This is a genomic window from Geothrix sp. 21YS21S-2 (assembly GCF_030846775.1).
In the GTDB taxonomy this organism is placed as follows: Bacteria; Acidobacteriota; Holophagae; order Holophagales; family Holophagaceae; genus Mesoterricola.
Map to the genome: position 1 here is coordinate 3,268,590 of NZ_CP132910.1, position 21,831 is coordinate 3,290,420.

Genomic DNA, 21,831 nt, shown 5'->3' on the forward strand with positions numbered 1-21,831 from the left:
TCCCCCCATGACGATTTCCAAGCTCCTCCCGGCCCTGGTCTGCGTCGTGGCCGCGGCCGCGCCGCTCAAGCTGGCCGGACCCCGCGCGGAATTCCAGGTTCTGCCCTCCGGGCGCATCCTGGCCACCCGGCTCGAAGGAGGCCGGCGCCTCACCCTGGACGCCGGACCCGGCCGGGAGGCGCCGGTGCTGGACCTGCGCCGGGCCCAGGCCGCCGGCGGCCGCATGGAGGTGCCCTTCCTGGGCGCTCCCGCCAGGACCCTGATCCTGGAGCTGCGGGGCGAGGCCCTGCTCGCCTCCATCCGGGTCGTCAACCCCCAGGCCCGGCCCCTACCGCTCGCGGCCCAGACCGTGCTCCGCACCCGGATGGCAGCGGGTCCCCTCCATTCGTTCCAGGGCTCGAGCGTCGAATGGGGCGAGGACGAAGTGCTCGAGCCCCGACCCGGAACGCGTCCCAACGCCATGGGCGCCATGAACCCCAATGGCCTGGGCGGAGGGATTCCCGTCGCCGCGTTCTGGAACGCCGCCACCTGCGCGTCCCTGGGCTTCCTGACGACGGGCGCCTGCGCCCTTCCGGTCACCGGCGGCCCCGGCGGCACCACCGCCGCCCTCGTCCTGCCGGCGCGGACCCTCGCGCCCCACGAGACCTGGACCTCCCCCCGGTGCTACGTCTCGGTCCACGCCGGGGACTTCTACGATCCCCTGCGGCTCTGGTCCACGCTCATGGGGCGGAGCCCCAAGGCTCCGCCCGCGACGGCCTACGAGGCCACCTGGTGCAGCTGGGGCTACGGCTTCGACATCACGCCCGCGCAGATGGAGGGCGTGCTCCCCAAGCTCAAGGACCTGGGCCTGGCCTGGGCCACCCTCGACGACCGCTGGTTCGACGCCTACGGCGACTGGAAGCCCCGCCCCGACACCTTCCCCGGCACGTCCCTGCGCGACCTGGTGGACCGGTACCACAGGGCCGGCGTGAAGGTGCAGCTCTGGTGGCTCCCCCTCGCCGCCGAAATCCCCAACGGCAAGGGGGAGTCCCACCGCTACCGCCAGTCCCGCGTCGCCCAGGACCATCCCGAGTGGCTCGTGCTGGACCCCGCGGGCCGCCCCGCCCTGATGGTCCGGGACCTGGCCGTCCTGGATCCCGCGCTGCCCGAGGTGCGCGCCTACTTCCGGGCCATGGCGGCCGGCTTCATCCGGGATACCGGCTTCGACGGCTTCAAGATGGACAATGTCTACGCCGTCCCCCCCTGCTACAACCCGGCCCACCACCACGCCTCCCCCGACGAATCCACCCGCGCCGCCGCCGAGGTCTACCGGGAGATCCAGGAGACCGTCCACGCCCTCAAACCCGAGGCCGTCATCCAGATCTGCCCCTGCGGCACCCTGCCTTCCGCGGACTGGCTCCCCTTCCAGGACCAGGGCGTCACCGCCGACCCCGTGGGCGCCGTCCAGGTCCGCCGCCGCATCAAGATCCTCAAGGCCCTGATGGGCCCCGCCGCCGCCGTCTTCGGCGACCACGTTGAGCTCAGCGCCATGTCCCGGGAAGGCCATGACGACTGGTTTGAAACCGGAGAGGATTTCGCCTCGACCCTGGGCACCGGCGGCGTGGTGGGCACCAAGTTCGTTTGGCCCCCCACCGGGGTGGTGCCCAAGTCCGGCCCCGTGGACCTCACCCCCGCCCGGGAAGCCACCTGGCGAAAGTGGCTCGCGCTCTACGACCGGAAGGGCCTCTCCAGCGGCACCTTCCTGAACCTCTACACCCTGGGCGTGGACCATCCGGAAGGCTACGCCGTGGCCAAGGACGGCATCCTCCACTACGCCTTCTACGCCCCGGGCCCCTGGCGGGGCGAAGTTGAACTGCGGGGCCTCCGGCCCGGCTCCTACCGGGTGCGCGACTACGCCGAAGGCCGGGACCTGGGCACGGTGACCTCCGCCGAGGGCAGGCCGCCCCGCCTCGCCGTCGCCTTCACGGACCACCTTCTCCTCGAGGCCGCCCCATGAACCCAGCCGCCATCCTCCTCCTCGCCACGACCCTCGGGGCCCAGGCCCCCGACCAGCTCCTCCTCAAGGACTACCGCCCCCGGTCCATCTACCGGATCCCCGTCACCCGCGTGGAGAAGGCGCGGTTCCCCGTGGTGGACATGCACTCCCACGCCTACGCGGAAACCGATGAACAGGCCGCGGCGTGGGCCGCCACCATGGACCGGTCCGGCATCGAGCGCACGGTGGTGCTGGTCACCGGCGGGGGCGCCGACTTCGACGCGGCCGTGAAGCGCTACGGGAAGTTCCCGCGCCACTTCGAGCTCTGGTGCGGCATCGACTTCACCGGCTCCGGCCGGCCCGGATTCGCGGAAGGCGTCGTGGCCGAGCTTCGCCGCTGCCGCGCGGCCGGGGCCAAGGGCGTGGGCGAGGTCACGGACAAGGGCGGGGGCCTCGCCGGCAACGCCGGGGGCATGCACCTGGACGACCCGCGCATGGATCCCATCCTGGAGGCCTGCGCCGACCTGGGCCTGCCCATCAACGTCCATGTCGGCGAGGACCAGTGGATGTACGAGCCCGCGGACGCCTCCAACGACGGCCTCATGAACGCCTTCACCTGGAAGATCGCCGACTCCCCCGCCATCCTCCGCCACGACCAGGTGCTGGCCACCCTGGACCGGGCCGTCGCCAGGCATCCCCGGACGACCTTCATCGCGTGCCACCTCGCCAACTGCTGCCAGGACCTCGCCCAGCTGGCGGCCCTCCTGGACCGCCACGCCAACCTCTACGCCGACATCGGGGCGCGCTTCGCCGAGACCGCCCCCGTGCCCAGGGCCGCCGCGCAGTTCATCGGCAGGTACCAGGACCGGCTCCTGTACGGCACCGACATGGGCATGGACGCCGCGATGTACCAGATCACCTTCCGCATCCTGGAAAGCGAGGACGAGCACTTCTACGAGGTGGAGCAGTTCGGCTACCACTGGCCCCTGTACGGCTTCGGCCTGGAGCCCGGTATCCTGCGCAAGCTCTACCGCGACAACGCCCTTGCCCTCATGAAGCGCGTCGCGCGGAACTGACATGCCCCTCCTCCTGATCGCCGCCCTCGCCCTCTCGGCCCCCTCCGGGCTCAGCATCCAGACACCCCTGCTGCGAGTGGAGTTCGACGACCACCTGCGCAGCCGCGTCGTCGCCCATTCCGGGGACCGGGAGCGGCCCCTGGGACCCTTCTCCGAATCCGACGCCCTGGAGGGGACGCGGGCCACCTTCTCTGTGGTGGCCCACCGCAGGGAACCCGTCGCCGACACCTTCGGACAGGGGGAGCGCCTGGTGCTCGAAGGCGCCTCCGGCCCGCTCCGCAAGACGGTGGCGGTCACCGTCTACACCGCCTGGCCAGGTCTTGCCCTGTTCGACGTGGACTACACCAACGCCGGGCCCGCCCCCATTCGCACCACCGGCTGGACGCGCAATGCCTACACGCTGGACGCGGCCCCGGCCTGGTGGTCCTTCCAGCCGGGTTCCTACGAGAAGCGCCCCAACTGGATCCTGCCCCTGCGCCCCGGCTTCCGCCAGCGCAACTTCCTCGGCATGAACGCCACCGACTACGGAGGCGGCACGCCCGTGGCGGACGTGTGGACCCGCGAGGGGGGCCTGGGCGTCGGGCATCTCGGCAAGGAACCTGAAGCCGTGTCCCTCCCCGTGGCCATGGACCGGGGCGGCCGGGTCCGCGTCGGGCTCCGCATGGACGGGTCGGCCTCCCTGGCCCCGGGCGCGACCCTGCGCGGCCTGCGCACCTTCATCTCCGTGCACCGCGGGGACTGCTTCGAGACCCTGGCCTCGTACCGCCGCCTCATGGCCCTCCAGGGATTCAGGATGGCCGAGGCGCCACCGGCCGCCTTCGACCCCATCTGGTGCGCCTGGGGCTACGGCAGGACCATGCGCCCCGCCCAGATCTACGGCACCCTGCCCACCGCCCAGCGCCTGGGCTTCGCATGGGCGACCGTGGACGACGGCTGGCAGGACAACTACGCCGACTGGGGCGAGGACCCCGGGAAGTTCCCCGCCGGCGGCCCGGGCCTGAAGGCCATGGCGGACCGCATCCACGCCGGCGGCATGCGCGCCCAGCTCTGGTGGGCGCCCCTCATGGGCCAGCGCGGCAGCCGCTTCGAGCGGGACCACCCCGGATCGGCCCTGCTGGAGCCCGACGGTTCCCGGCGGCGGATCTCCTGGTGGCCCACCTACTACCTCTGCCCCGCCGACCCAGCCGTGATCGAGCACACCCGGGCCCTGGTGCGGACGATGATCGGAACCTGGGGCTTCGACGGGCTGAAGCTGGACGGCCAGTACCTCAACGGCATCCCGCCCTGCCACAACCCCGCCCACCACCACGCCGACCCCGGGGAGTCCTCCCGGGCCATCCCCGCCTTCATCCGCATGATCACCGAAACCGCCCGCGCCCTGAAACCCGGGGCCCTGGTGGAATTCTGCCCTTGCGGCACCGCCTATGCCTTCCACACCATGCCGGAATTCAACATGGCCGTGGCGTCCGATCCCCACGACTCCTACCAGGTCCGTACCAAGGGCAAGCTCCTGAAGGCCCTCATGGGCGACGGCGTGGCCTACTTCGGCGACCACGTGGAACTGAGCGACCATGCCGCGGATTTCGCCTCCACGCTGGCGGTGGGCGGCGTGCCGGGCTCCCAGTTCGTCCTGCCTTCCCTGGCCCGCAAGCGCAGCACGTCGGACCTGACCCCGGCCCGGGAGCGGGACTTCGCCAAGTGGCTCGGGATCTACGCCGCCACCCGGCTCTCCCAGGGCGAATACCTGGGCTCGCTCTACGACCTGGGCTTCGACCTGCCCGAGACCCACGCCGTCCGGAAAGGGGAGGTCCTCTACTACGGAAGCTTCGCCAGCACCTGGAAGGGCGCCCTGGAACTGCGCGGCCTGGAGCCTCGAGCCTACCGGATCACGGACTACGAACACGGCCTCGACCTGGGCACCGTGCAAGGCCCGACCGCGAGCCTCAAGGTCGCCTTCAAGGGCCACCTGCTCCTGCGGGCCACCCCCCAGGAGCTACGCGGGCGGCTTGGCGGCAGGCCGTCCGTTCCCTTCCTCGTTCGACGCTTCGGGCGGGCGCGGCAGGCGGATGCCCATCACGATCATCGGCGAAGCGAGCCCCCCCAGGACCGCGCCCCAGCGGTGCGCGCCGGGCAGGCTGACCCAGCCCGCCCCCCCCGGCAGGAAGGCGGCCCCGGACCAGGCCTCCGCCACCAGCTTCGCCCCCAGCAGGCCCAGCAGCAGGAACCCTTCCGCCCGCGTCCCCCGCTCCCGCGCCAGCGCGGCCCCGGCCATGGACCAGGCGGCGCAGGCCAGCCCGGAGGCCCCCCGGTAGGTGCCCCCGTCCAGCCCGGGCAGCAGGACCAGGCTCAGCACCGGCGCCACCAGGAACAGCCCCAGGAGCATCCGCGGCCAGGCCCGGACCGGCACCAGCGCGAAGGGGACGCCAAGAGCCGCCAGGTCCAGCAGGGCGTGCCCCACCCCGAAATGGACGAGGTGGCACGTCCAGAGGCGCCAGAGCCCGGCCCCCCCGAGGACGAACGGGTTCAACGCCGGCGCCGCCACAGCGCCGCGGCCAGGGCCAGCCCGGCCAGGACCTCCACGCCCCCGAAGGACCCGCCGAAGTCCTTCCCGCCGGTCTGCTTCAGGGACTGGCCCTGCCGGTCGATGACGTCGACGCCCTTGCGTTCACCGGACGCCACCTGGGCCTTGAAGGTCTCCACCTCGGTCTCCAGGTTTTTCGCCAGTTCCTTCATGGCCAGCTCCAGCCCCCGGCCGGAGTTCGCCCGGAGCCGCTCCTCCCGGTTCACCAGCGTGGAGCTGCCCTTCACGACGCTCTGGCCCGGGGCCCGCAGCAGGAAGGTGCGGGTGGGCACGTGGAAGACGGCGGCGTCGATGAGGGTGCGGGTGTCGTTGCTGTCACCGGGGAGCGCGTAGGCCCCGACGATGGAAAGGTAGGCGAAGGCGTACCACTTGGGGTCGGTGTACTGGATCTGGTCCACGCTCACCAGGGCCATGACGTCCACCCCGTACATGCGGGACACCTGGTCCAGGTTGTCGAAGCCGCCCCGGGCCGTGAGGTAGCTGGAGGGGATGACCTTGATCTCGCCCACCCAGGACCTGCCCTTGAAGGCCTCCTTCACCACGTCCAGGAGGGGCCTCTCCCCCGCCGGGGTTACGAGGTTGGAGACCCTCCAGGAGCCGGTGGTGGAAGGCACGAAGACCACGCCCAGCTTCAGGGGCAGGGTCAGGCGCGCCCCGGCGGGGTTGGGCGCCGGCGCCGCGTCCCGCTTGGGATAGAGGTAGTCCATGAGCCCGCTGCGCTGGGAGCGGGTCTGGGGCCCCAGGCAGCCCGGGGCCAGCAGGAGGGCCATGCCGGCCATCATCGCGAAGATCGGCTTGGGTCCTGCGGCCATGGCTGCTCCGGGTGGTTGAATCAAGGGATTGTATTACGGGAAGCGCAATCGGGTGCAAAATGGGCGCATCCATCCCAGGTGTCCCCATGCGCCCGCCCATCCTCATCATCCCCGGCCACCGGAACTCCGGACCCGGCCACTGGCAGAGCCTCTGGGAGGCCACCCTCCCCGGAGCCCGCCGCGTCGAGATGCCCAACTGGGACTTCCCCCACCGCCCCGACTGGGTGGAGGCCCTGGACGCCGCCGTGCGCAGGGCAGGGGAGGACGCCCCCCCCATCCTCGTGGCCCATTCCCTGGGCTGCCTCGCCGTGGCCCACTGGGCCGACGCCTACCGGCGCCCCATCCACGCCGCGCTCCTGGTGGCCCCCACCGACGTGGAGACCCCCGAAGGCCTGGCGGAGTACCCGTCCTGGGCGCCCATCCCCCTCCACAGCCTGCCCTTCCTGAGCCGGGTGGCGGCCTCCAGCAACGATCCCCACGTGACCCTGGAGCGGGCGCGGTTCTTCGCCGACGCCTGGCGGAGCCGCTTCACGGACGTGGGGCCCAAGGGGCACCTGAACACCGCCTCGGGCCATGGTTCCTGGGCCCAGGGCGAAGGGCTCCTGGAGGACCTCACCTGACGAGCATCGCCTCCAGCCTGGCGTCCCCGTATGCCGTGGCCCTGGCCAGCAGGTCCTGGGCCTGGGCCAGCAGGGACGCGCAGGTGGCCTTCATGGCCTCGTTGTAGGCGGCGTCCTTGATGTCCTTCAGGTTGATCAGCACGTTCCAGAGCCCGCCCCGGACCCCGGCGAAGGCGATGGTGAAGCCCACCATCGTGTCGGTGATCGACGCCGGGTTCCCGTGGCGCATGGCGAGCTCCGCGGCCTCCATGGCCTCCAGGCAGGTGCGGGCGGTGCCCAGCGGCACGTCCACGGCCAGCTTCAGGCCGTCCTGCATGGCCTGCTCGCGCGCGGCCTTCTCCGCGGGGGTGCCCGCCGGCAGGCGCCGGGCCTCCATGTACGCCGTGAAGGCGTCGGTGTCCTCGTCCACCGCGAGCACCAGGGCGTCCTTGGCCTTCTGGGCCTTCTCGGCCGCCTCCCGCAGTTCGGGGGCTCCCGTCTGGGTCAGGTTGGCCACCATGGAGGCGAGGGCCGCGCCCAGGGCGCCGGCCAGCGCCGCGATGGACCCGCCGCCGGGCGCCGGGGTGTCCCGGGACACCTCGTCCACGAAGGCCGAGCCCGTCATGGCCATGAGGCCCTTGGGATAGGCGCGGGGCAGCCCGATGACCTTCTTCTCCACGTCGAAGGGCGAAACGTCCGCCAGGCCCATGGAGAACACCGCGTTCTCAAGCACGTCCCCCACCGGCACGAAGGGGCTCTTCCCCTGGACGCGCAGGTAGTGCTGCCCGGCCTTGTACAGCGCCTGGAACGGCACCAGCCCCACGATCTCGCTGCCCGTCACCACCAGTCCGCGCTCCACGGCCATGCGCCGGGTGGCCTCCAGCACGTCCACGGGGCTTGTCACCTTGTAGTCCGTGAGGTTGATGGAGAGCTGGGCCCGCTTGTACTGGTCGACGTACCACCCGATGGCCTTGCAGTGCCTGAAGAGACCGGCGCGGTGCACCTTCCGTCCCACGACCCCCTTTCCGGCATCGATGTCGTTGAGCTTGAGCAGGTGGCGCAGGTCGAAGCCGTGCTCCGCCCGGCAGTGGGCCTCCACCTCCTCGAAGCTGGCGAAGTCGGACCCGCAGTTGCCGCAGGGGAAGCACCCCTCCCGGTAGAACAGGATCTCGCCGGAGCTGTAGTAGGCGTCCTTCTGGCCGCGGCGGGCCACGCGGCCCTTCTCGCGCAGCTCGAAGGCGATGTCGGTGGCGTGGTTCTTGTCCCGGCTGTTGAGGGTGACGTTGTAGGCCACCAGGAACTCCCGGGCGCCGGTGATCAGCGCGCCGGCGCGGGCGTCGAAGCGCGCCGGGCCGAAGTCGGGGGCCCACTGGGGATCCTTGAGCTTCTCCTCCAGGCCCTCGTACTCGCCCTTGCGCACCACCGCGAGGTTCCTGCGCTCGGGGCGGCTCGCGGCGTGCTCGTAGAGGTAGACCGGCAATTCCAGCTCGCGCCCCACCCGCTCGCCCAGGGTCCGGGCCAGGGCCGCGCAGTCCGCCAGGGTCACCCCCTCCACCGGCACGAAGGGGCACACGTCGGTGGCGCCCATGCGCGGATGGGCGCCGGCGTGGGAGGCCATGTCCAGCACGCGCGCGGCGGTGCTCACCGCCTGGAAGGCGGCCTCCACCACGGCCTCGGGGCTCCCCACGAAGGTGACCACCGTGCGGTTGGTGTCGGCCCCTGGATCCACGTCCAGCAGGCGCACGCCGGCCACCGCCTCGATGGCGTCGGTGATCTGGCGGATCTTAGCCAGGTCGCGGCCTTCGGAGAAATTGGGAACGCATTCCACCACCTGGTGAGCCATCGTGTGCCTCGCGAAAAATCGTTCATTCAAAGATGCCCTGGGGAGCACCCGGGGCCAAGCGGCTTGTGACAACCATCGCAGGGGGAATGCCCGTGATTCCGTTCTAGTTATTGAATTTCGTGGATTTTGCGACCAATTCTCGCTATTCTGTTCCCTCGTTCTGGAAGGCGCTCCGGTCTGCGTCCTTCACCCGGCCGGAGCCGGGTTCCTGCTTCGAAATCCCATTCCTGCCCTGACCGGGGCCCGCGCACACGAAAACGCGGGAGGGCCCAACCAGGAGCATCAATGTCATTCGATAATCTCGGCCTCATGCCGGAGCTGCTGCGTGCTGTGCGCGACCAGGGCTACGAAGTCCCCACCCCCGTCCAGGAGCAGGCCATCCCCGCCATCCTCGACGGCCGCGACCTGCTCGCCGGCGCCCAGACCGGCACGGGCAAGACCGCGGGCTTCGTCCTGCCCATCCTGCAGCTGCTGGCGCCCAACGCCAACTCCAGCGCCTCCCCGGCCCGCCACCCCATCCGCTGCCTCATCCTCACCCCCACCCGCGAGCTGTGCATGCAGATCGAGGAGAGCGTGCGCACCTACGGCCGCCACCTTCCCCTGCGCTCCACCAGCGTCTACGGCGGCGTGAACATCAACCCCCAGGTCAAGGCCCTGCGTTCGGGCGTGGAGATCCTGGTGGCCACCCCCGGGCGCCTCCTGGACCACTACGGCCAGAACAACCTGAACTTCTCCCACCTGGACTTCCTGGTGCTGGACGAAGCGGACCGCATGCTGGACATGGGCTTCATCCGCGATATCCGCAAGATCCTCGCCCTGCTGCCCACCAAGCGCCAGAACCTGCTCTTCTCCGCCACCTTCAGCGACGAGATCCGGGATCTGGCCAGCGCCTTCCTGAAGAACCCCGCCTTCATCGACGTGGCCCGGCGCAACGCCCCCACCGACCTGGTGGAGCAGATCGTCCACCCCGTGGACCGGGACCGCAAGCGCGCCCTCCTCTCCCACCTCATCCGCAGCCAGCGCCTCCAGCAGGTCCTGGTCTTCTGCCGCACCAAGCACGGCGCCAACCGCCTCTCCGAGCAGCTGGAGACCGACGGCATCGCCTCCATGGCCATCCACGGCAACAAGAGCCAGCCCCAGCGCATCAAGGCCCTGGAGGACTTCAAGGCCGGCCGCATCACCGTCCTGGTGGCCACCGACATCGCCGCCCGGGGCCTGGACATCGACCAGCTGCCCCACGTCGTGAACTACGAGCTCCCCCACGTGCCCGAGGACTACGTGCACCGCATCGGCCGCACCGGCCGCGCCGGCACCGAGGGCAAGGCGCTCAGCCTGGTCTGCGTGGACGAGGCCCGGCTGCTCAAGGACATCGAGAAGCTCCTCAAGCGCGACCTCCCCTCCGAAGTGGTGCCCGGCTTCGTGCCCGACCCCAACGCCAAGGCCGAGCCCATCGTCCTCGGCCGCGGCGGACAGCGGCCCGGCGGCGGCCAGCGCCCGGGCGGCGGTGCCCGGCGCCCCGGCTCAGGCGGAGGGCGTCCCTCCTCCTCCCGCGCCCGCAGGTAGCAGCGCCCCGAAGCTCCGCCTCAGGTCCTCCACATCGAACGGCTTCTTGATGAATCCCGAGAAGCCGTAGGTGCGGGCCAGCTCCTGGCCCTGCTCCGGGTCGCAGCCCGAGAACAGGAGCCCGGGCATGCCCGGACGCAGCTCCCGGATCAGCCGGAACGCCGTCGTCCCGTCCATGCCCGGCATATTGGCGTCCATGAGCACCACGCTCACCCCGTCCCCGGCGCTGCGGATGGCCTCCACGGCCTCCTCCCCGCCCGAGGCCAGGAGCACCGCGCGCCCCGTCATCTCCTCCAGCAGCCGGGACACCACCCGGAGCACCTCGGGGTCGTCGTCCACCACGAGGATGGCCCCGGGGCCCCCCTGGATGGGGGCCAGGTCCGCCACCGCCCGGCCGCCCACGGACCAGAGGATGCGGATGCGCACCCCGGAGTCGGGCATGCTCTCCACCCACAGCCCCGCGCGGTGCGCCCGGGCGATGCCCAGCACCGAGGAGAGGCCCAGGCCCCGCCCGGCCTCCTTGGTGGTGAAGTAGGGGTCGAAGATCCGGTGCAGCTCCTCCCGCGGGATGCCGGGCCCGTCGTTCTCCACCACCAGCTCCACGCACGCGCCGGGCGGCGGGTGGAGGATCCACACGCCGTCGGCCGGGTTGAAGGTCCCGGGCCGCCGCGCCAGGACGCGGATGCTGCCCTTGTGGTCCCCCATCGCCTCCACGGCGTTGACCACCATCGCCTTCACGCAGTGGGCCAGCTGGTCGGGGTCCAGCACCACCCTGGGCAGCCCCGGGGCGACCGCCGCTTCCAGGCGGATGCCCGGCGTGGCCAGGTTCCCGGCGATCTCCAGGACCCGCGCCCCCAGGTCCACCGGCACCGGCGCGCTGGCGCCCTTGCCGCTGTACTGCTGGATGAACTGGGTGATGCGCTTGGCCTTCACCAGGGACCCGCGGGCCCATGCCAGGGCCTGGGCTGCCTTCGCCGGGTCCCCGGAGCTGGACTCCAGCAGATCCAGGCTGGTCCAGACGCCTTGAAGGATATTGTTGAAATCGTTGGAGATGTTCCCAGCCAGGAGCCCGAGGCTCTCCTGCTTGGCCGTTTGCCTTAGCGCCTCCTCCGCCCGGCGGAACCGGCTGATGTCGGTGCAGGTGGTGAGGTAGCTCACCACGTCCCCGCTGGCGTCCCGCTCCGGCGAGGTCCTGCCCAGCACCCAGAGCTCCTGCCCCTTCGTGTTCAGCAGCCGGAACTCCGTCTCGTGCACCTGCTTGAACTTGCGCGCCGCCTTCCAGCCCTCCAGGATCCGCTCCCGGTCCTCGGGATGGATGACCTTGGCCCACTTCCGGCTGAGCACCAGGGCCGCGGACAGGCCCGTCATGCGCTCATAGTGGCTGTTGACGTACATGCAGGCCCCGTCCAGGCCGAAGCGGAACACGATCACCTCGACCGATTCCGCCAGGGAGGCCAGGCGCCCTTCCGTGGCCTTCAGGTCCGCCTCCGCCGCCACGCCCTCGGTGATGTCGTGCAGGGTCGCCCACAGGTAGGTCTTGCCCTTCACCTCCACCGGGGCGGCGTACACCTCCACCTCCCGGGTCTCCCCGGAGGCCAGGCGGTAGGTGCGCTGGACCTTCTCCCCCCCCATCAGGACGATGTGAGCCATCTCCTCGGTGAGCCGGGGCTCCTCCATGCCGTTGAACTGGGAGATGCACATGGTGCGCAGGGTGGCGAGATCGTAGCCCAGGAAGGCCTCCGCGGCCGGGTTGGCGTCCAGGATCCAGCCGCCCTCCGGCGCCAGCAGCAGCTTGATGCCGTTGTCGGCCAGGAACAGCGCCCGGAACTGCGCCTCCCGCTCCTGGAGCCCATCCAGGAGGGCCCGCATGCGGGCCTCGCTCTCCCGGTGCGCCGTCTCCATGCGCTGGTAGTCCGTGATGTCCTGGCACTGGCACACGGATCCGGCGACCTCCCCTTCCGGCCCGATCCACAGCGCCTTGCTGAAGAGGATGTGGCGCACCTCGCCGTCCTGCCTCCGGATGTCGGCGGTGTACACCTGCCGGCCCCCGGTCCGGAACAGCTCCTCGTCCCGGGCCTCGATGAGCCGCGCCTCCTCCGCGGGCACCAGGTCCCGGACCCTCCGCCCCAGGATCTCCCCCCGGGACCTGCCCACGTAGAGCTCCATGGCCCGGTTGCACCCGACGTAGACGCCTTCCCGGTCCTTGAAGAAGACCGGGTTCGGGAGACTCTCCAGCACGTCGCGGAGGAGGCCCTCCTCCAGCGCTCCCCGGTTGGCGTCCTTGCGCTCGATCATCGTCCTCCCCGGCCACCTGCGTTTCTGAGGCAGTATAAATAGGAGAGGTTGGAAATATTACCGATTATTTCTCCGGTCCCCGACGACCCGGGCCGGCACCCCCCCCACGATGGCCCAGGCCGGCACGTCCCGGGTCACCACCGCCCCCATGGCCACCACGGCGTGGTCTCCGATGGAAACCCCGTCCGTGACCCCGGCGTTGGCCCCGATCCACACGTCCCTGCCCACCTGGATGCCCACCGACCTCACCGGCTGCTCCCGCACGGGCCGGCCGGGATCCAGCCCGTGGTCGAAGGCGTAGAGCGCCGCGCCGGAGGCGATGCGGGTCCCCTCCCCGACGGTGATCCCCTTGGCCCCCCCGTCCAGCGAGGCCCGGGCATTGACGGAGACGTCGGGGCCCAGGGTGATGGGCCCGTGCAGGAAGGCGTCGGCCGCCACCGAGCACCCCGCCCCCAGCACCACCGCCCGCCCCGGCTCCCCGAAGATCCGCGCCTCGGGCGCCACGAAGCATCCCGGGCCGATCTCCACCGTCTCCTGGTCCCTCAGCCGCGCCTGCACCTCCTCCTGCCAGGCCAGGGCCCAGGTCCGGTGGCGGTCCTTCAGGGCGAAGTACAGCCAGGGCATCCAGGACAGCCTGAGCTTGTGCTGGTCCCGGTAACGCGCCAGATCGACGTCCATCGGCTCTCCATCCCGTCCGGAACCTTTTCCCGGCGCGGCACCCAGATTCTAGCGGGAGACGGGTCCCTGGCGGCGGATGCGGAAGGTGCACGGCCGGGGGAAACCCCGCGGAAGGGGACGGACGGCACCGGGGTGGGACTGTGCGGGCTACCTGGGGGAGCGCCCCCCCTCCAGTCCCGCTCGGCCTTCAGGGTCAGTCCTGAATCCCGGCGGGACCTCCTCGCCGGAGCACCCGCCCAAGCGCCATGGGACCCGCCACGGTCGTCAGGAGGATCGCTCCCACGATCCCCGCCTGCACCGCAGGGGAAAGCAGGGGGGCGCCATGGAACTGGCTCTGGGCCCCCACCGCCACGAAGATCAGGCCCACCTCTCCGCGGGGCACCATCCCCCAGCCCACCACCGAAGCCCGCAACCCGCCCCCGGCCACGTAGCCTGCAACATACTTCCCGGCGATTCCAAGCGCCCCCAGCACCCCCGCGAACAGCAGGGTGGACGGCGCCGCCAGCGCCCGCACGTCCACCCGCGCCCCCATGAGCACGAAGAAGATGGGCGCCATGACCATGACCAGGGGGTGGAGCAGGGATTCCAGCGAGTGGGCCTCCCGCTCCTCCAGCAGTTCCACGTTCGCGGGCTCCAGGATCAAGCCTGCCGCGTAGGCGCCCACGATGGGCGCCAGCCCCGCCAGCCCGCTGAGCCAGGCCAGGAAGAAGGCGAAGGCCAGTCCCAGGGGCAACAGGACCTGTTCGCTGCGCAGCCGGCTGGCAAGCCTGAACAGATGCGGCGTGACCCAGCGCCCCAGGGTCAGGGCCCCAATCAGGAAGACCAGGGCCAGCCCCAGCGTCCGCCCCAGACGGCCCCAGGGCAGGGAGCCGCCCCCTTCCGAAGCCGCCACCAGCCCGCTCACCGCCACCAGCACCAGGAGGCCCAGCACATCGTCGATGACCGCCGCTCCCACGATGACGCGTCCTTCCTTCGACCGCGCCGCCCCCTGCTCCCGCAGCACCTGCACGCTGATGCCGATGCTGGTGGCGCAGAGGCAGGCCCCGATGAACAGGTCCACCACGAAGGGCGTCCCGGCCGGCAACAGGAACTTGGCCCCGAGGAGCCCAGCCGCCATGGGCAGGACCACCCCCAGCGAGGCCACGCGCAGCGAAGCCGCCCCCACCTTCATCATCTGGGACACCGTGGACTCCAGCCCCACCGCGAACATCAGCAGGATCACACCCAGGTTGGCCAGCACTTCCGCGCCCGGGGAGGCCGCCACGTCCGGAAAGGCCGGCAGGACCTGGTGAACCGCCGCCAGAACAAGCCCCGCCGACAGCTCGCCCGCAACGGACGGTAACCCCACCCGCACCGCCACCTCGCCTCCCAGCTTGGCAGCGACCCAGATGAGCGCCAGGAGGGCCAGGGTCCCCGCGAAAGGATCGTTCACCAGCATCGCGAGCACCATTGGCCCCCCCCCTGTGCAGGAATTTCCCATCCTACCATTCAGGGCCGGAACGCCATCCCATCCTCCAGGAGGGAGCGCACCAGGGCGCGGTCCTTCCGCCAGGCCGCCTCCGCCGCCCCGAGCTCGTCTGGCCCGAAGAAGGCATCCTTCCGCCGTTCCTCCACCCGGAGCCGCAGGACGCGGCCGTCCGGCTCCAGGGCCGCCTTCCAGGAGAGGACCCGGAAGCTCGTCTCCCCCGCGGCCTCGGCCAGGATGGGGCGGACCGCCGCCGGCAGCTCCAGGGTCGCGTCCAGCACGACCGTGCCTGTGCGCCGGGACACCACCGGAAGCTGGCGCTTCCTCCCCGCCGGCGCGAAGGCCGGAGGCAGTCCCGGCAGTCCCAGGGGCGTGCGCAGCACCCACGCCGAACCTTGCTGCCCAAGCGCCCCCGGGCCCGAGAGCTTGAGGGTGACGCCGAAGGGCCGCTCCAGGTCCAGGGGATCCCCCAGCTCAAGGACCTCGACCTTCCCGTTGATGGCCTGGTCCAGGACCTCCGCCTCCACGTACGCCCGGAAATCCGCGCGGGTCAGGGCCTGGGCCCGGCTCCGGAGCCCCCAGAGGCCTCCGGTCTCCAGGAGCCGGGCCTCGCCCGCGAGCCCGCCCGAGGCGTCCACGGTTCCCTTGAGCGTGACGGTCACGGCTCCGGCCATCACCGCACCGGCCGGCACGGCAGCCCACTGGCCGCCCCCTGGCAGGCAGATGAGAAGCTTTCCGTCCCGGTGCGCCGGCCCCAGCCGCCCCAGGGGCGTAAAGGGATCCGTGGGGTCCACCAGCAGGAACCGCCCTTTGGGGGTGACCACCTCCGCCTCCAGGCCCAGCGGCGTCTCCAGGCGCAGCGCCGCAACCACGTGGTCGAAGGTGTCCCGCGCGGGCCCCGCGATCTCAGCGTCCAGCACGGGTCCCACCTGCATGCGCGCCAGCACGGGAAACCCCTCGAACCCCGCCGCCCGGGCCTGGGCCAGGAAGAGGCAGGTCAGGTCCTTGCAGTCGCCGTAACCCTTGCGCGCCACCTCCACCGAGGTCTCCGGGACGTTGGAGCGCTCCGGGGAAAGATAGACCTGCTTGTAAACCAGATCCCGCCCCAGCCGCCTCCAGATGGCCTGGAGCCCCGCCAGCCCCTGACCCGCGCCGGGCACGGGCAGCACCTTGGGAGCGAAGATCCCCTGGTACCAGCCCGCCAGGCTGTCCCAGGAGGCCAGGATCCCCGTGCCTGCCCAGCTCGGGTCGAGGAAGCGCACCTCCACCGCCGGCAACTGGCGGTGGGGGAAGGGGCTGGCCGGCTCGGCCAGGGGCTGGGCCGGCACCTGGGCCACCCGCACCGCGGCGCCGCCCTGCCCGGCCGGAAGCCAGGGCTGGAAGCGCAGCCTGCGCACCTGGATCCCGACCCCGTCGCCGGCGGAGGCCTCGAGCTCCCAGCGTCTTACGGGGTGGGTCTCCATCACCGGGCAGGTCCACGGATCCTTCAGGGAGGTGAACGCCTCCTCCACCTCGAAGGCCACCAGGCTGCCCTCGGTGGCCCGGCGCAGCTGGGCCACCTGGGCCGTCCTGCGGTCGAAGGAGGCCTCCGCCGTATCCCCGAAGGTGGCCTTGTCGCGACCTTCCAGCTTCACCAGCTCGCCGTCCGGCCTGAGGTTCCAGCCCTTCAGCTCCCGGATCCGCGAGGCGCCCTCCAGCAGCCCCCGCCGCACGAAGCCCGCCTCCTCCAGCCCCCGGCCCCGGAGGATCTTCACCAGGCGGAACTCCCGGATGCGCACCTCCCCGTTCCCCGCGTAGGCCAGTTCCCGGCGCGACAGGAGCACCCAGGCCTCGGCCCCCGCAGGCGGCGTCTCCAGGGCCGCCTCCCGGGCCGGGGCCTGGGCCCAGCCCGGCAGCCGGCCCAGATCCGGAACCGCCGCGGCGGCCTGGAAAAGGCAGAGCGCGACCAGGCCCAGGGCCCTCATTTCGCGGCTTCCGCCGACTTCTCCAGGGTGATCTCCGGGTAGACCACCGCCCGCACCGCCTGCAGGTAGTCCTTGAGGGACCCGTAGGCGGCGGGAAGGTTGTACGCGGAGAGGGTGCTGGCCTTCATGCGCGCCGTGAGGTCCCCGCTGTCGGGGTCCTGGCGCACCTCCAGCGTGACCGTGCCCCACTGGGTGGACTTGATGCGAACGACGGGGGCCGCCAGGATGTAGCCCCGGGGCACCTTGACCGTGCTCTGGGCCTCCTGGATGCCCAGGTAGGGCAGGATGATGGGATCCATCCGCTGCGCAGGCAGCGAAGCGGGGAGGTACAGCGCCGCGTCCATCCCCGGGAAGGGGTTCACCTTGAGGATCCGCCCCGGCTCCACCGGCAGGGTGGCCTCGGCAGTGCAGGCCAGGGGCCGGGTCACATCCAGGGCATGGGCCACTTCCGCCCGTGACACCGTCAGCCCGCCCTTCTCCAGGGTCCCCTTGAACCACGCTTCCCGCTGGGTCGGCGACTGCTTGCCCAGCGTCCTGCGCGCCAGGAGGGCGGAGGCCCCCGTGAAGGCCGCCTCCACCCGGACCCTGGCAACCTCCTCCGTCAGGTCCACCTGGTAGGTGAAGGTCCGCCCGTTGGAGCTCGCCGGGGCGAACCGGATCTCCTGGAATCCGGCCTTCCAGGTGACCCCGTCGAAGGTCAGCGCCTTGGTGCCCTGGTAGTAGTAGGGCACCTCGCCAGGCGGCACCATCCGGCCCAGGGGATCCAGCCACAGGACCGGCTGCCCGGGCTCCTCCACCCCCAGCAGGTAGTGGGTGAACTGGTACGGCGTGCGCACTTCGGGATTGACCACCCACTGCCTCCGGTCGGCCACCATGGCCACCTTGGGCTGGAGCCCCTCGTCCAGCAGCACATGGAACAGGACCTTCACCATGCCGCCGTCGTTCACGAACCCCGTCTTGGCCGCGTAGTTCAGGTTCGAGACCCCCGCCTCGTCCACCGCGTGCCGGGCCAAGGGATCGGGCTTTTCGTCGTACAGCAGCTGGTCGAGGTTCACCATCCGCCTGGAAAGGCGCTCGGCGATGAGCCGGGCCCGCTCCCGGGGCCCGCCCGTCAGGTCCTTGCGGACCTCAGCCGAGAACGCGCGGTAGGCCTCCCCCTTGGCGACCTTCTCCAGGAACCAGTGCTTGTAGGCGAGGTCCACGACCTTCTGCCAGTACTCCACCGCCGGCCCCTTGGCCAGGTAGGCCAGGCCGTCGATGGGCCGGTAGAAGAGCACCTTGGGCACCGGGCGGTGCACCTCCAGGGAGAAGGGCGCCTGGGGCAGGGCCGGCAGGTTCCGGAACAGGTAGGTCGACCCCATGGCCCCCGAGCCCTCCACCATGTCATACCCGCTTGTCGAGAAGAACAGGAAGGGCCACCCGATCTCCTTGGCGCGCTGCACCATGGCCACCTTCGTGGGGTATGCGGAACCCAGGCTCCAGAAATGGAAATCGCCGCAACGCACGGGCAGCGTCCCCTTGTCCTGGAGGGACATCCGGCTCAGTTCCGCCTTTCCCCGTTCCGTGGCCTCGCGCCAGCGCACCTCCACCACGCAGTCCGCCGTCACTCCCGGAGGGATCAGCACCCCTTCGTTCACCGACCCGTCCACGGTGGAAACCACCTTGCGCACCAGGAAGTCCTCCCGCCTGCCGATGGCCTGCACCTTCCCGTCCGGCTGCGTAACCTGGCCCTCGAGCGAGAGGAGATCCGGCGGCAGATCCGTGAATTCCACCGCGGCCATCCCCGCCTGGCTGAGGATCCGCACCCGGATCGTCTGCTCGAGGTAGTTGGGCTGGAAATCGAGCTTGCGCTCCAGGATGACGGCCCCCCCCGCCACCAGGGCCGGATCGCCCTTCATGGCCCAGGTTTCGTTGGGGATCGGTGCCCATCTCGCCCCCGCCAGCGGCAGGGCAAGGAAGGAGAGGAACAGAAGGGCAGTCCGTTTCATCAGAGCCTCGGATCGGGTTGGGATTATCGACAAGTTTCCCATCCCTACCGTTTGGCCGTAAAGCTATTCCGGGCGCAGCGCGACCATGGCGTCGATGAAGAGGAAAAACCCCTTCGAGTTCCAGGACAGCCTCAATAGGCCACCTTTGGCCCCCCACGCGGGAAAAGCGAAAGGCCCTCTCGAGGGCCTTTTCACATCCTTGATTCGTTTGGTGCCCGGAGACGGATTTGAACCGCCGACACATGGATTTTCAGTCCATTGCTCTACCAACTGAGCTATCCGGGCCTAGCGTTCCATCGTATCAGGCCCCCCCGAGTTTTCAAGTGCGAAACCTGCGCTGGTCGGGCATGCTTGAATGTTCGGAGTGTCTTCCATGGCTGCCAATAGCAAAAACAAGGTCATCCAGGTCCAGAAGCCGGCCCAGAGCCTGCAGGCCTTCCAGAAGAAGGTCGCGTCGGGCGAGGACATCCAGACCGGCCTGCTCAGGCCCATGCTCATCACGGCGGGCGTCGTGCTTGGCCTCGGGGTCGTGGTGTTCGGGTTCAGGTACTGGCGCGCGGCGGGCATCGAGCGGCACGAGAGCGAGCTGGCCAATCTCCAGCTCGAGGTCTCGGGCGACAGCACGGAGCCGGTCCCCGCGGCCGAGGTCGAGAAGCGCATGCGGGAGAAGCTGCCGCAGCTGGAGGCCCTGGCGCGCAATGCCCCGGGCTCCGAGAAGGCCACCACCGAGGGCATCCTGGCGTCCTGGAAGCTCCAGCTGGATGGCAAGGGCGAAATCCCGGCCGTGGCCGGGGACGCCTGGGGCAAGCTGCGCCTGGCCCAGAAACAGGTCGCCATGGGGCAGGGCGCCGAAGCCCTGGCCACCCTGGGCGCGCTCCGGAAGGACGCCGATCCTGACCAGTCCTGGGCGCCCGTTTTCTGGACGACCCTCCTGGACGCGGACCGTCTCAAGGGCGACCGCACCCAGGCCCTCAAGGATTTCGCGGACTACAAGGCCCGTTTCAAGACCCAGGCCGACCCCGCCGTGGAGCGCATGCTCCAGGGCGTCTAGGCCCATTCGAATCGGGGGAGGGGGCCCGGCGGACCGGGTCCCGGTCCCCGCGCGGAGGTACCAGCCATGAGAATGTACGATCTCATCTACACGAAGAAGACCGGCGGGAAGCTCAGCCCCGAGCAGATCGCCTATTGGGTGGAAGGCGCCGCCCGCGGCACCGTGCCCGACGAGCAGAGCGCGGCCCTCCTCATGGCCATCTGCTGGCGCGGCATGGACGTGGAGGAGACCCTCGCCCTCACCCTGGGCATGCGGGACTCCGGCGACAAGGTGAACCTCGCCTCGGTGCCCGGCGTGAAGGTGGACAAGCACTCCACCGGCGGCGTGGGCGACAAGACGACCTTGATCCTCGGCCCCATCGTGGCCTCCTGCGGCATTCCCTGCGCCATGTTCAGCGGCCGCGGCCTGGGCCACACCGGCGGCACCGTGGACAAGTACGCGGCCATCCCCGGCCTCAAGGTGGAGCTGAGCCAGGACGAGTTCCGGCAGAGCCTGCGCGACACGGGCTTCGCCAACAGCGCCCAGACCGGCGACATCACCCCCGCGGACCGCAAGCTCTACGCCCTGCGCGACGTCACCGCCACCGTGGAGTCCATTCCCCTCATCACCGCCAGCATCATGTCCAAGAAGCTCGCCGGCGGCTCCGACGCCCTGGTGCTGGACGTGAAGTGCGGCGGCGGCGCCTTCATGAAGACGCTGGACGACGCCCGCACCCTGGCCCAGAGCATGGTCGCCGTCGGCCAGGCCCACGGCATGAAGATCAAGGCCCTCATCACCCGCATGGAGGAACCCCTGGGCCGCGCCATCGGCAACGCCATGGAGGTGATCGAGTCCGTGGAGATCCTCAAGGGGATGCACGCCGGGTCCGACCTGGCGAAGATGAGCTTCCGCCTCGCCGCCGAGATGCTGATCCTGGGCGGTGCCGCCGCCGACCTCGCCGCGGCCGAGGCCCTCGTGGCCGACAGCATCGCATCCGGCCGGGCCATGGCCACCTACCGCACGTGGGTCGCCGCCAACGGCGGGAACCCCAAGGCCCTGGACGACTTCAGCCTCCTGCCCGGCGCCGCCCACAGCGTGGACATCCTGGCCGAGACCACCGGCTACATCCACGCCATGGACAGCCGCAGCCTGGGCATCAAGGCCATGGAGATGGGCGGCGGGCGCTCCTCCAAGGACGACGTGCTGGATCTGGGGATCGGCATCGAGGTGCACGCCAACGTGGGCGACAAGGTCGAGAAGGGCATGAAGATCCTCACCCTTCACCACAACGGCAAGACCGGGAACCCGCTGCCCGCCGGCTGGATCGACATCCAGGCCGCGCCCGTGGCCAAGGCCCCCTGGCTTTTGGAAACTATTTAGCTAGAGCCGCTTCCACCGCCGCCTTCAGTTCCGGGCTGTCCGGCTCCACCTGGCTGGGGAAGGCCTTGAGCACCTTTCCGTCCTTCCCCACCAGGTACTTGTGGAAATTCCACTTGGGCTCCCCGAAGCCCTCGGTCAGGAACGCGTACACGGGCGCCTTCCCGGCCCCCTTCACCTCCACCTTCGCCGCCATGGGGAAGGTGACGTGGAACTTCGTGGTGCAGAAGGCCTGGATGGCCTCCGCGCTCCCCGGTTCCTGGCCTCCGAACTGGTTGCAGGGAAAGCCCACGACGGTGAAGCCCCGGGACCGGTAGGCTTCGTGGAGCTTCTCCAGGCCCGCGTACTGGGGCGTGAAGCCGCACTCGCTGGCGACGTTCACGGCCAGCACCACCTTGCCCTTGAGGGCCGCGAGATCCATGGGTTTGCCGTCCAGGCCGGCGACGGTGTACTCGAAGAGGGACATGGGTGCCTTTCCTTGGGAGGGGGCGCCGGCCGCCAAGGCCACGCAGATCAGGGGTGCCGCAAGCTTGTGCATGGGTTCTCCACCCCTATGTGACGCCCCCGGCCCCTCCCGCGTTACCG

The 21,831-nt window shown here is 70.6% G+C and carries 12 protein-coding genes, 1 tRNA gene and 2 pseudogenes; 6 read left to right on the forward strand and 9 right to left on the reverse strand.

The annotated features are described in order from the left end of the window. The first annotated feature begins 7 nt into the window (after positions 1-7). Complete coding sequence (locus RAH40_RS14365; protein WP_306598246.1) at positions 8-1,996, forward strand: glycoside hydrolase family 36 protein; 1,989 nt, start codon at positions 8-10, stop codon at positions 1,994-1,996. After that, entirely contained in the window at positions 1,993-3,051 is a 1,059-nt protein-coding gene (locus tag RAH40_RS14370; protein WP_306598247.1) for an amidohydrolase family protein, read from the forward strand. Before RAH40_RS14365 ends, RAH40_RS14370 begins: the two co-directional genes overlap by 4 nt. 2,523 nt (positions 3,052-5,574) lie before the next feature. Here the strand turns inward: RAH40_RS14370 and rhlP are convergent. Then, positions 5,575-6,444: a rhombotarget lipoprotein gene (gene rhlP, locus RAH40_RS14380; protein ID WP_306598248.1), complete on the reverse strand. Its 870-nt coding sequence runs from the start codon at positions 6,442-6,444 to the stop codon at positions 5,575-5,577. 86 nt (positions 6,445-6,530) lie between these two features. Between rhlP and RAH40_RS14385 the strand changes: the two genes are divergently transcribed. Beyond that, a complete protein-coding gene (locus RAH40_RS14385; RefSeq protein ID WP_306598249.1) occupies positions 6,531-7,064 on the forward strand; it encodes an alpha/beta hydrolase in 534 nt (177 codons plus the stop codon). On the opposite strand, the gene ftcD is transcribed toward RAH40_RS14385, so the two are convergent. Beyond that, positions 7,057-8,886 carry a glutamate formimidoyltransferase gene (gene ftcD, locus RAH40_RS14390; RefSeq protein ID WP_306598250.1) on the reverse strand — a complete coding sequence of 610 codons (1,830 nt, stop codon included), beginning with the start codon at positions 8,884-8,886 and terminating at the stop codon, positions 7,057-7,059. The two genes, RAH40_RS14385 and ftcD, sit on opposite strands and share 8 nt — an antisense overlap. A gap of 285 nt (positions 8,887-9,171) precedes the next feature. Here ftcD and RAH40_RS14395 point away from each other — a divergent pair. Then, a pseudogene (locus RAH40_RS14395) lies at positions 9,172-10,499 on the forward strand (DEAD/DEAH box helicase). 25 nt (positions 10,500-10,524) lie between these two features. On the opposite strand, the pseudogene RAH40_RS14400 reads toward RAH40_RS14395, so the two are convergent. The 6 genes and pseudogenes from RAH40_RS14400 to RAH40_RS14425 form a co-directional block, all read right to left on the reverse strand. Beyond that, positions 10,525-12,744 (reverse strand): annotated as a pseudogene (locus tag RAH40_RS14400) (PAS domain S-box protein); the annotation flags it as partial. A gap of 57 nt (positions 12,745-12,801) precedes the next feature. Beyond that, positions 12,802-13,422, reverse strand: a complete 621-nt coding sequence (locus tag RAH40_RS14405) for a DapH/DapD/GlmU-related protein (RefSeq protein WP_306598253.1) — start codon at positions 13,420-13,422, stop codon at positions 12,802-12,804. Positions 13,423-13,615: 193 nt separating this feature from the next. Beyond that, positions 13,616-14,872 (reverse strand): cation:proton antiporter, encoded by a 1,257-nt coding sequence (locus tag RAH40_RS14410; protein WP_306598254.1) that lies wholly within the window; start codon positions 14,870-14,872, stop codon positions 13,616-13,618. Between the two features lie 38 nt (positions 14,873-14,910). Further along, the gene (locus RAH40_RS14415) at positions 14,911-16,851 is read right to left on the reverse strand and encodes a hypothetical protein (RefSeq protein WP_306598256.1); all 1,941 of its coding nucleotides are present in this window, start codon (positions 16,849-16,851) and stop codon (positions 14,911-14,913) included. Beyond that, positions 16,848-18,839 (reverse strand): hypothetical protein, encoded by a 1,992-nt coding sequence (locus RAH40_RS14420; RefSeq protein ID WP_306598257.1) that lies wholly within the window; start codon positions 18,837-18,839, stop codon positions 16,848-16,850. Before RAH40_RS14420 ends, RAH40_RS14415 begins: the two co-directional genes overlap by 4 nt. 209 nt (positions 18,840-19,048) lie before the next feature. Beyond that, positions 19,049-19,124: transfer RNA gene (locus tag RAH40_RS14425), tRNA-Phe, on the reverse strand. An 88-nt stretch (positions 19,125-19,212) separates the two neighbouring features. On the opposite strand from RAH40_RS14425, the gene RAH40_RS14430 reads away from it, so the two are divergent. Together RAH40_RS14430 and RAH40_RS14435 are read left to right on the forward strand one after the other, a co-directional pair. Further along, on the forward strand, positions 19,213-19,890 hold the full coding sequence (locus RAH40_RS14430; RefSeq protein ID WP_306598258.1) for a hypothetical protein: 678 nt from the start codon (positions 19,213-19,215) through the stop codon (positions 19,888-19,890). Positions 19,891-19,956: 66 nt separating this feature from the next. Further along, a complete protein-coding gene (locus RAH40_RS14435) occupies positions 19,957-21,249 on the forward strand; it encodes a thymidine phosphorylase (protein WP_306598260.1) in 1,293 nt (430 codons plus the stop codon). Here RAH40_RS14435 and RAH40_RS14440 read toward each other — a convergent pair. Next, on the reverse strand, positions 21,242-21,784 hold the full coding sequence (locus RAH40_RS14440) for a glutathione peroxidase (protein WP_306598261.1): 543 nt from the start codon (positions 21,782-21,784) through the stop codon (positions 21,242-21,244). The genes RAH40_RS14435 and RAH40_RS14440 overlap by 8 nt on opposite strands. Positions 21,785-21,831: the final 47 nt, after the last annotated feature.

Bases quoted from the DNA above. Each gene is read 5' to 3' on its own strand.
- RAH40_RS14365 (WP_306598246.1), top strand. From the start codon at position 8: ATGACGATTTCCAAGCTCCTCCCGGCCCTGGTCTGCGTCGTGGCCGCG.
- RAH40_RS14370 (WP_306598247.1), top strand. From the start codon at position 1,993: ATGAACCCAGCCGCCATCCTCCTCCTCGCCACGACCCTCGGGGCCCAG.
- rhlP (WP_306598248.1), bottom strand. From the start codon at position 6,444: ATGGCCGCAGGACCCAAGCCGATCTTCGCGATGATGGCCGGCATGGCC.
- RAH40_RS14385 (WP_306598249.1), top strand. From the start codon at position 6,531: ATGCGCCCGCCCATCCTCATCATCCCCGGCCACCGGAACTCCGGACCC.
- ftcD (WP_306598250.1), bottom strand. From the start codon at position 8,886: ATGGCTCACCAGGTGGTGGAATGCGTTCCCAATTTCTCCGAAGGCCGC.
- RAH40_RS14405 (WP_306598253.1), bottom strand. From the start codon at position 13,422: ATGGACGTCGATCTGGCGCGTTACCGGGACCAGCACAAGCTCAGGCTG.
- RAH40_RS14410 (WP_306598254.1), bottom strand. From the start codon at position 14,872: ATGGTGCTCGCGATGCTGGTGAACGATCCTTTCGCGGGGACCCTGGCC.
- RAH40_RS14415 (WP_306598256.1), bottom strand. From the start codon at position 16,851: ATGAGGGCCCTGGGCCTGGTCGCGCTCTGCCTTTTCCAGGCCGCCGCG.
- RAH40_RS14420 (WP_306598257.1), bottom strand. From the start codon at position 18,839: ATGAAACGGACTGCCCTTCTGTTCCTCTCCTTCCTTGCCCTGCCGCTG.
- RAH40_RS14430 (WP_306598258.1), top strand. From the start codon at position 19,213: ATGGCTGCCAATAGCAAAAACAAGGTCATCCAGGTCCAGAAGCCGGCC.
- RAH40_RS14435 (WP_306598260.1), top strand. From the start codon at position 19,957: ATGAGAATGTACGATCTCATCTACACGAAGAAGACCGGCGGGAAGCTC.
- RAH40_RS14440 (WP_306598261.1), bottom strand. From the start codon at position 21,784: ATGCACAAGCTTGCGGCACCCCTGATCTGCGTGGCCTTGGCGGCCGGC.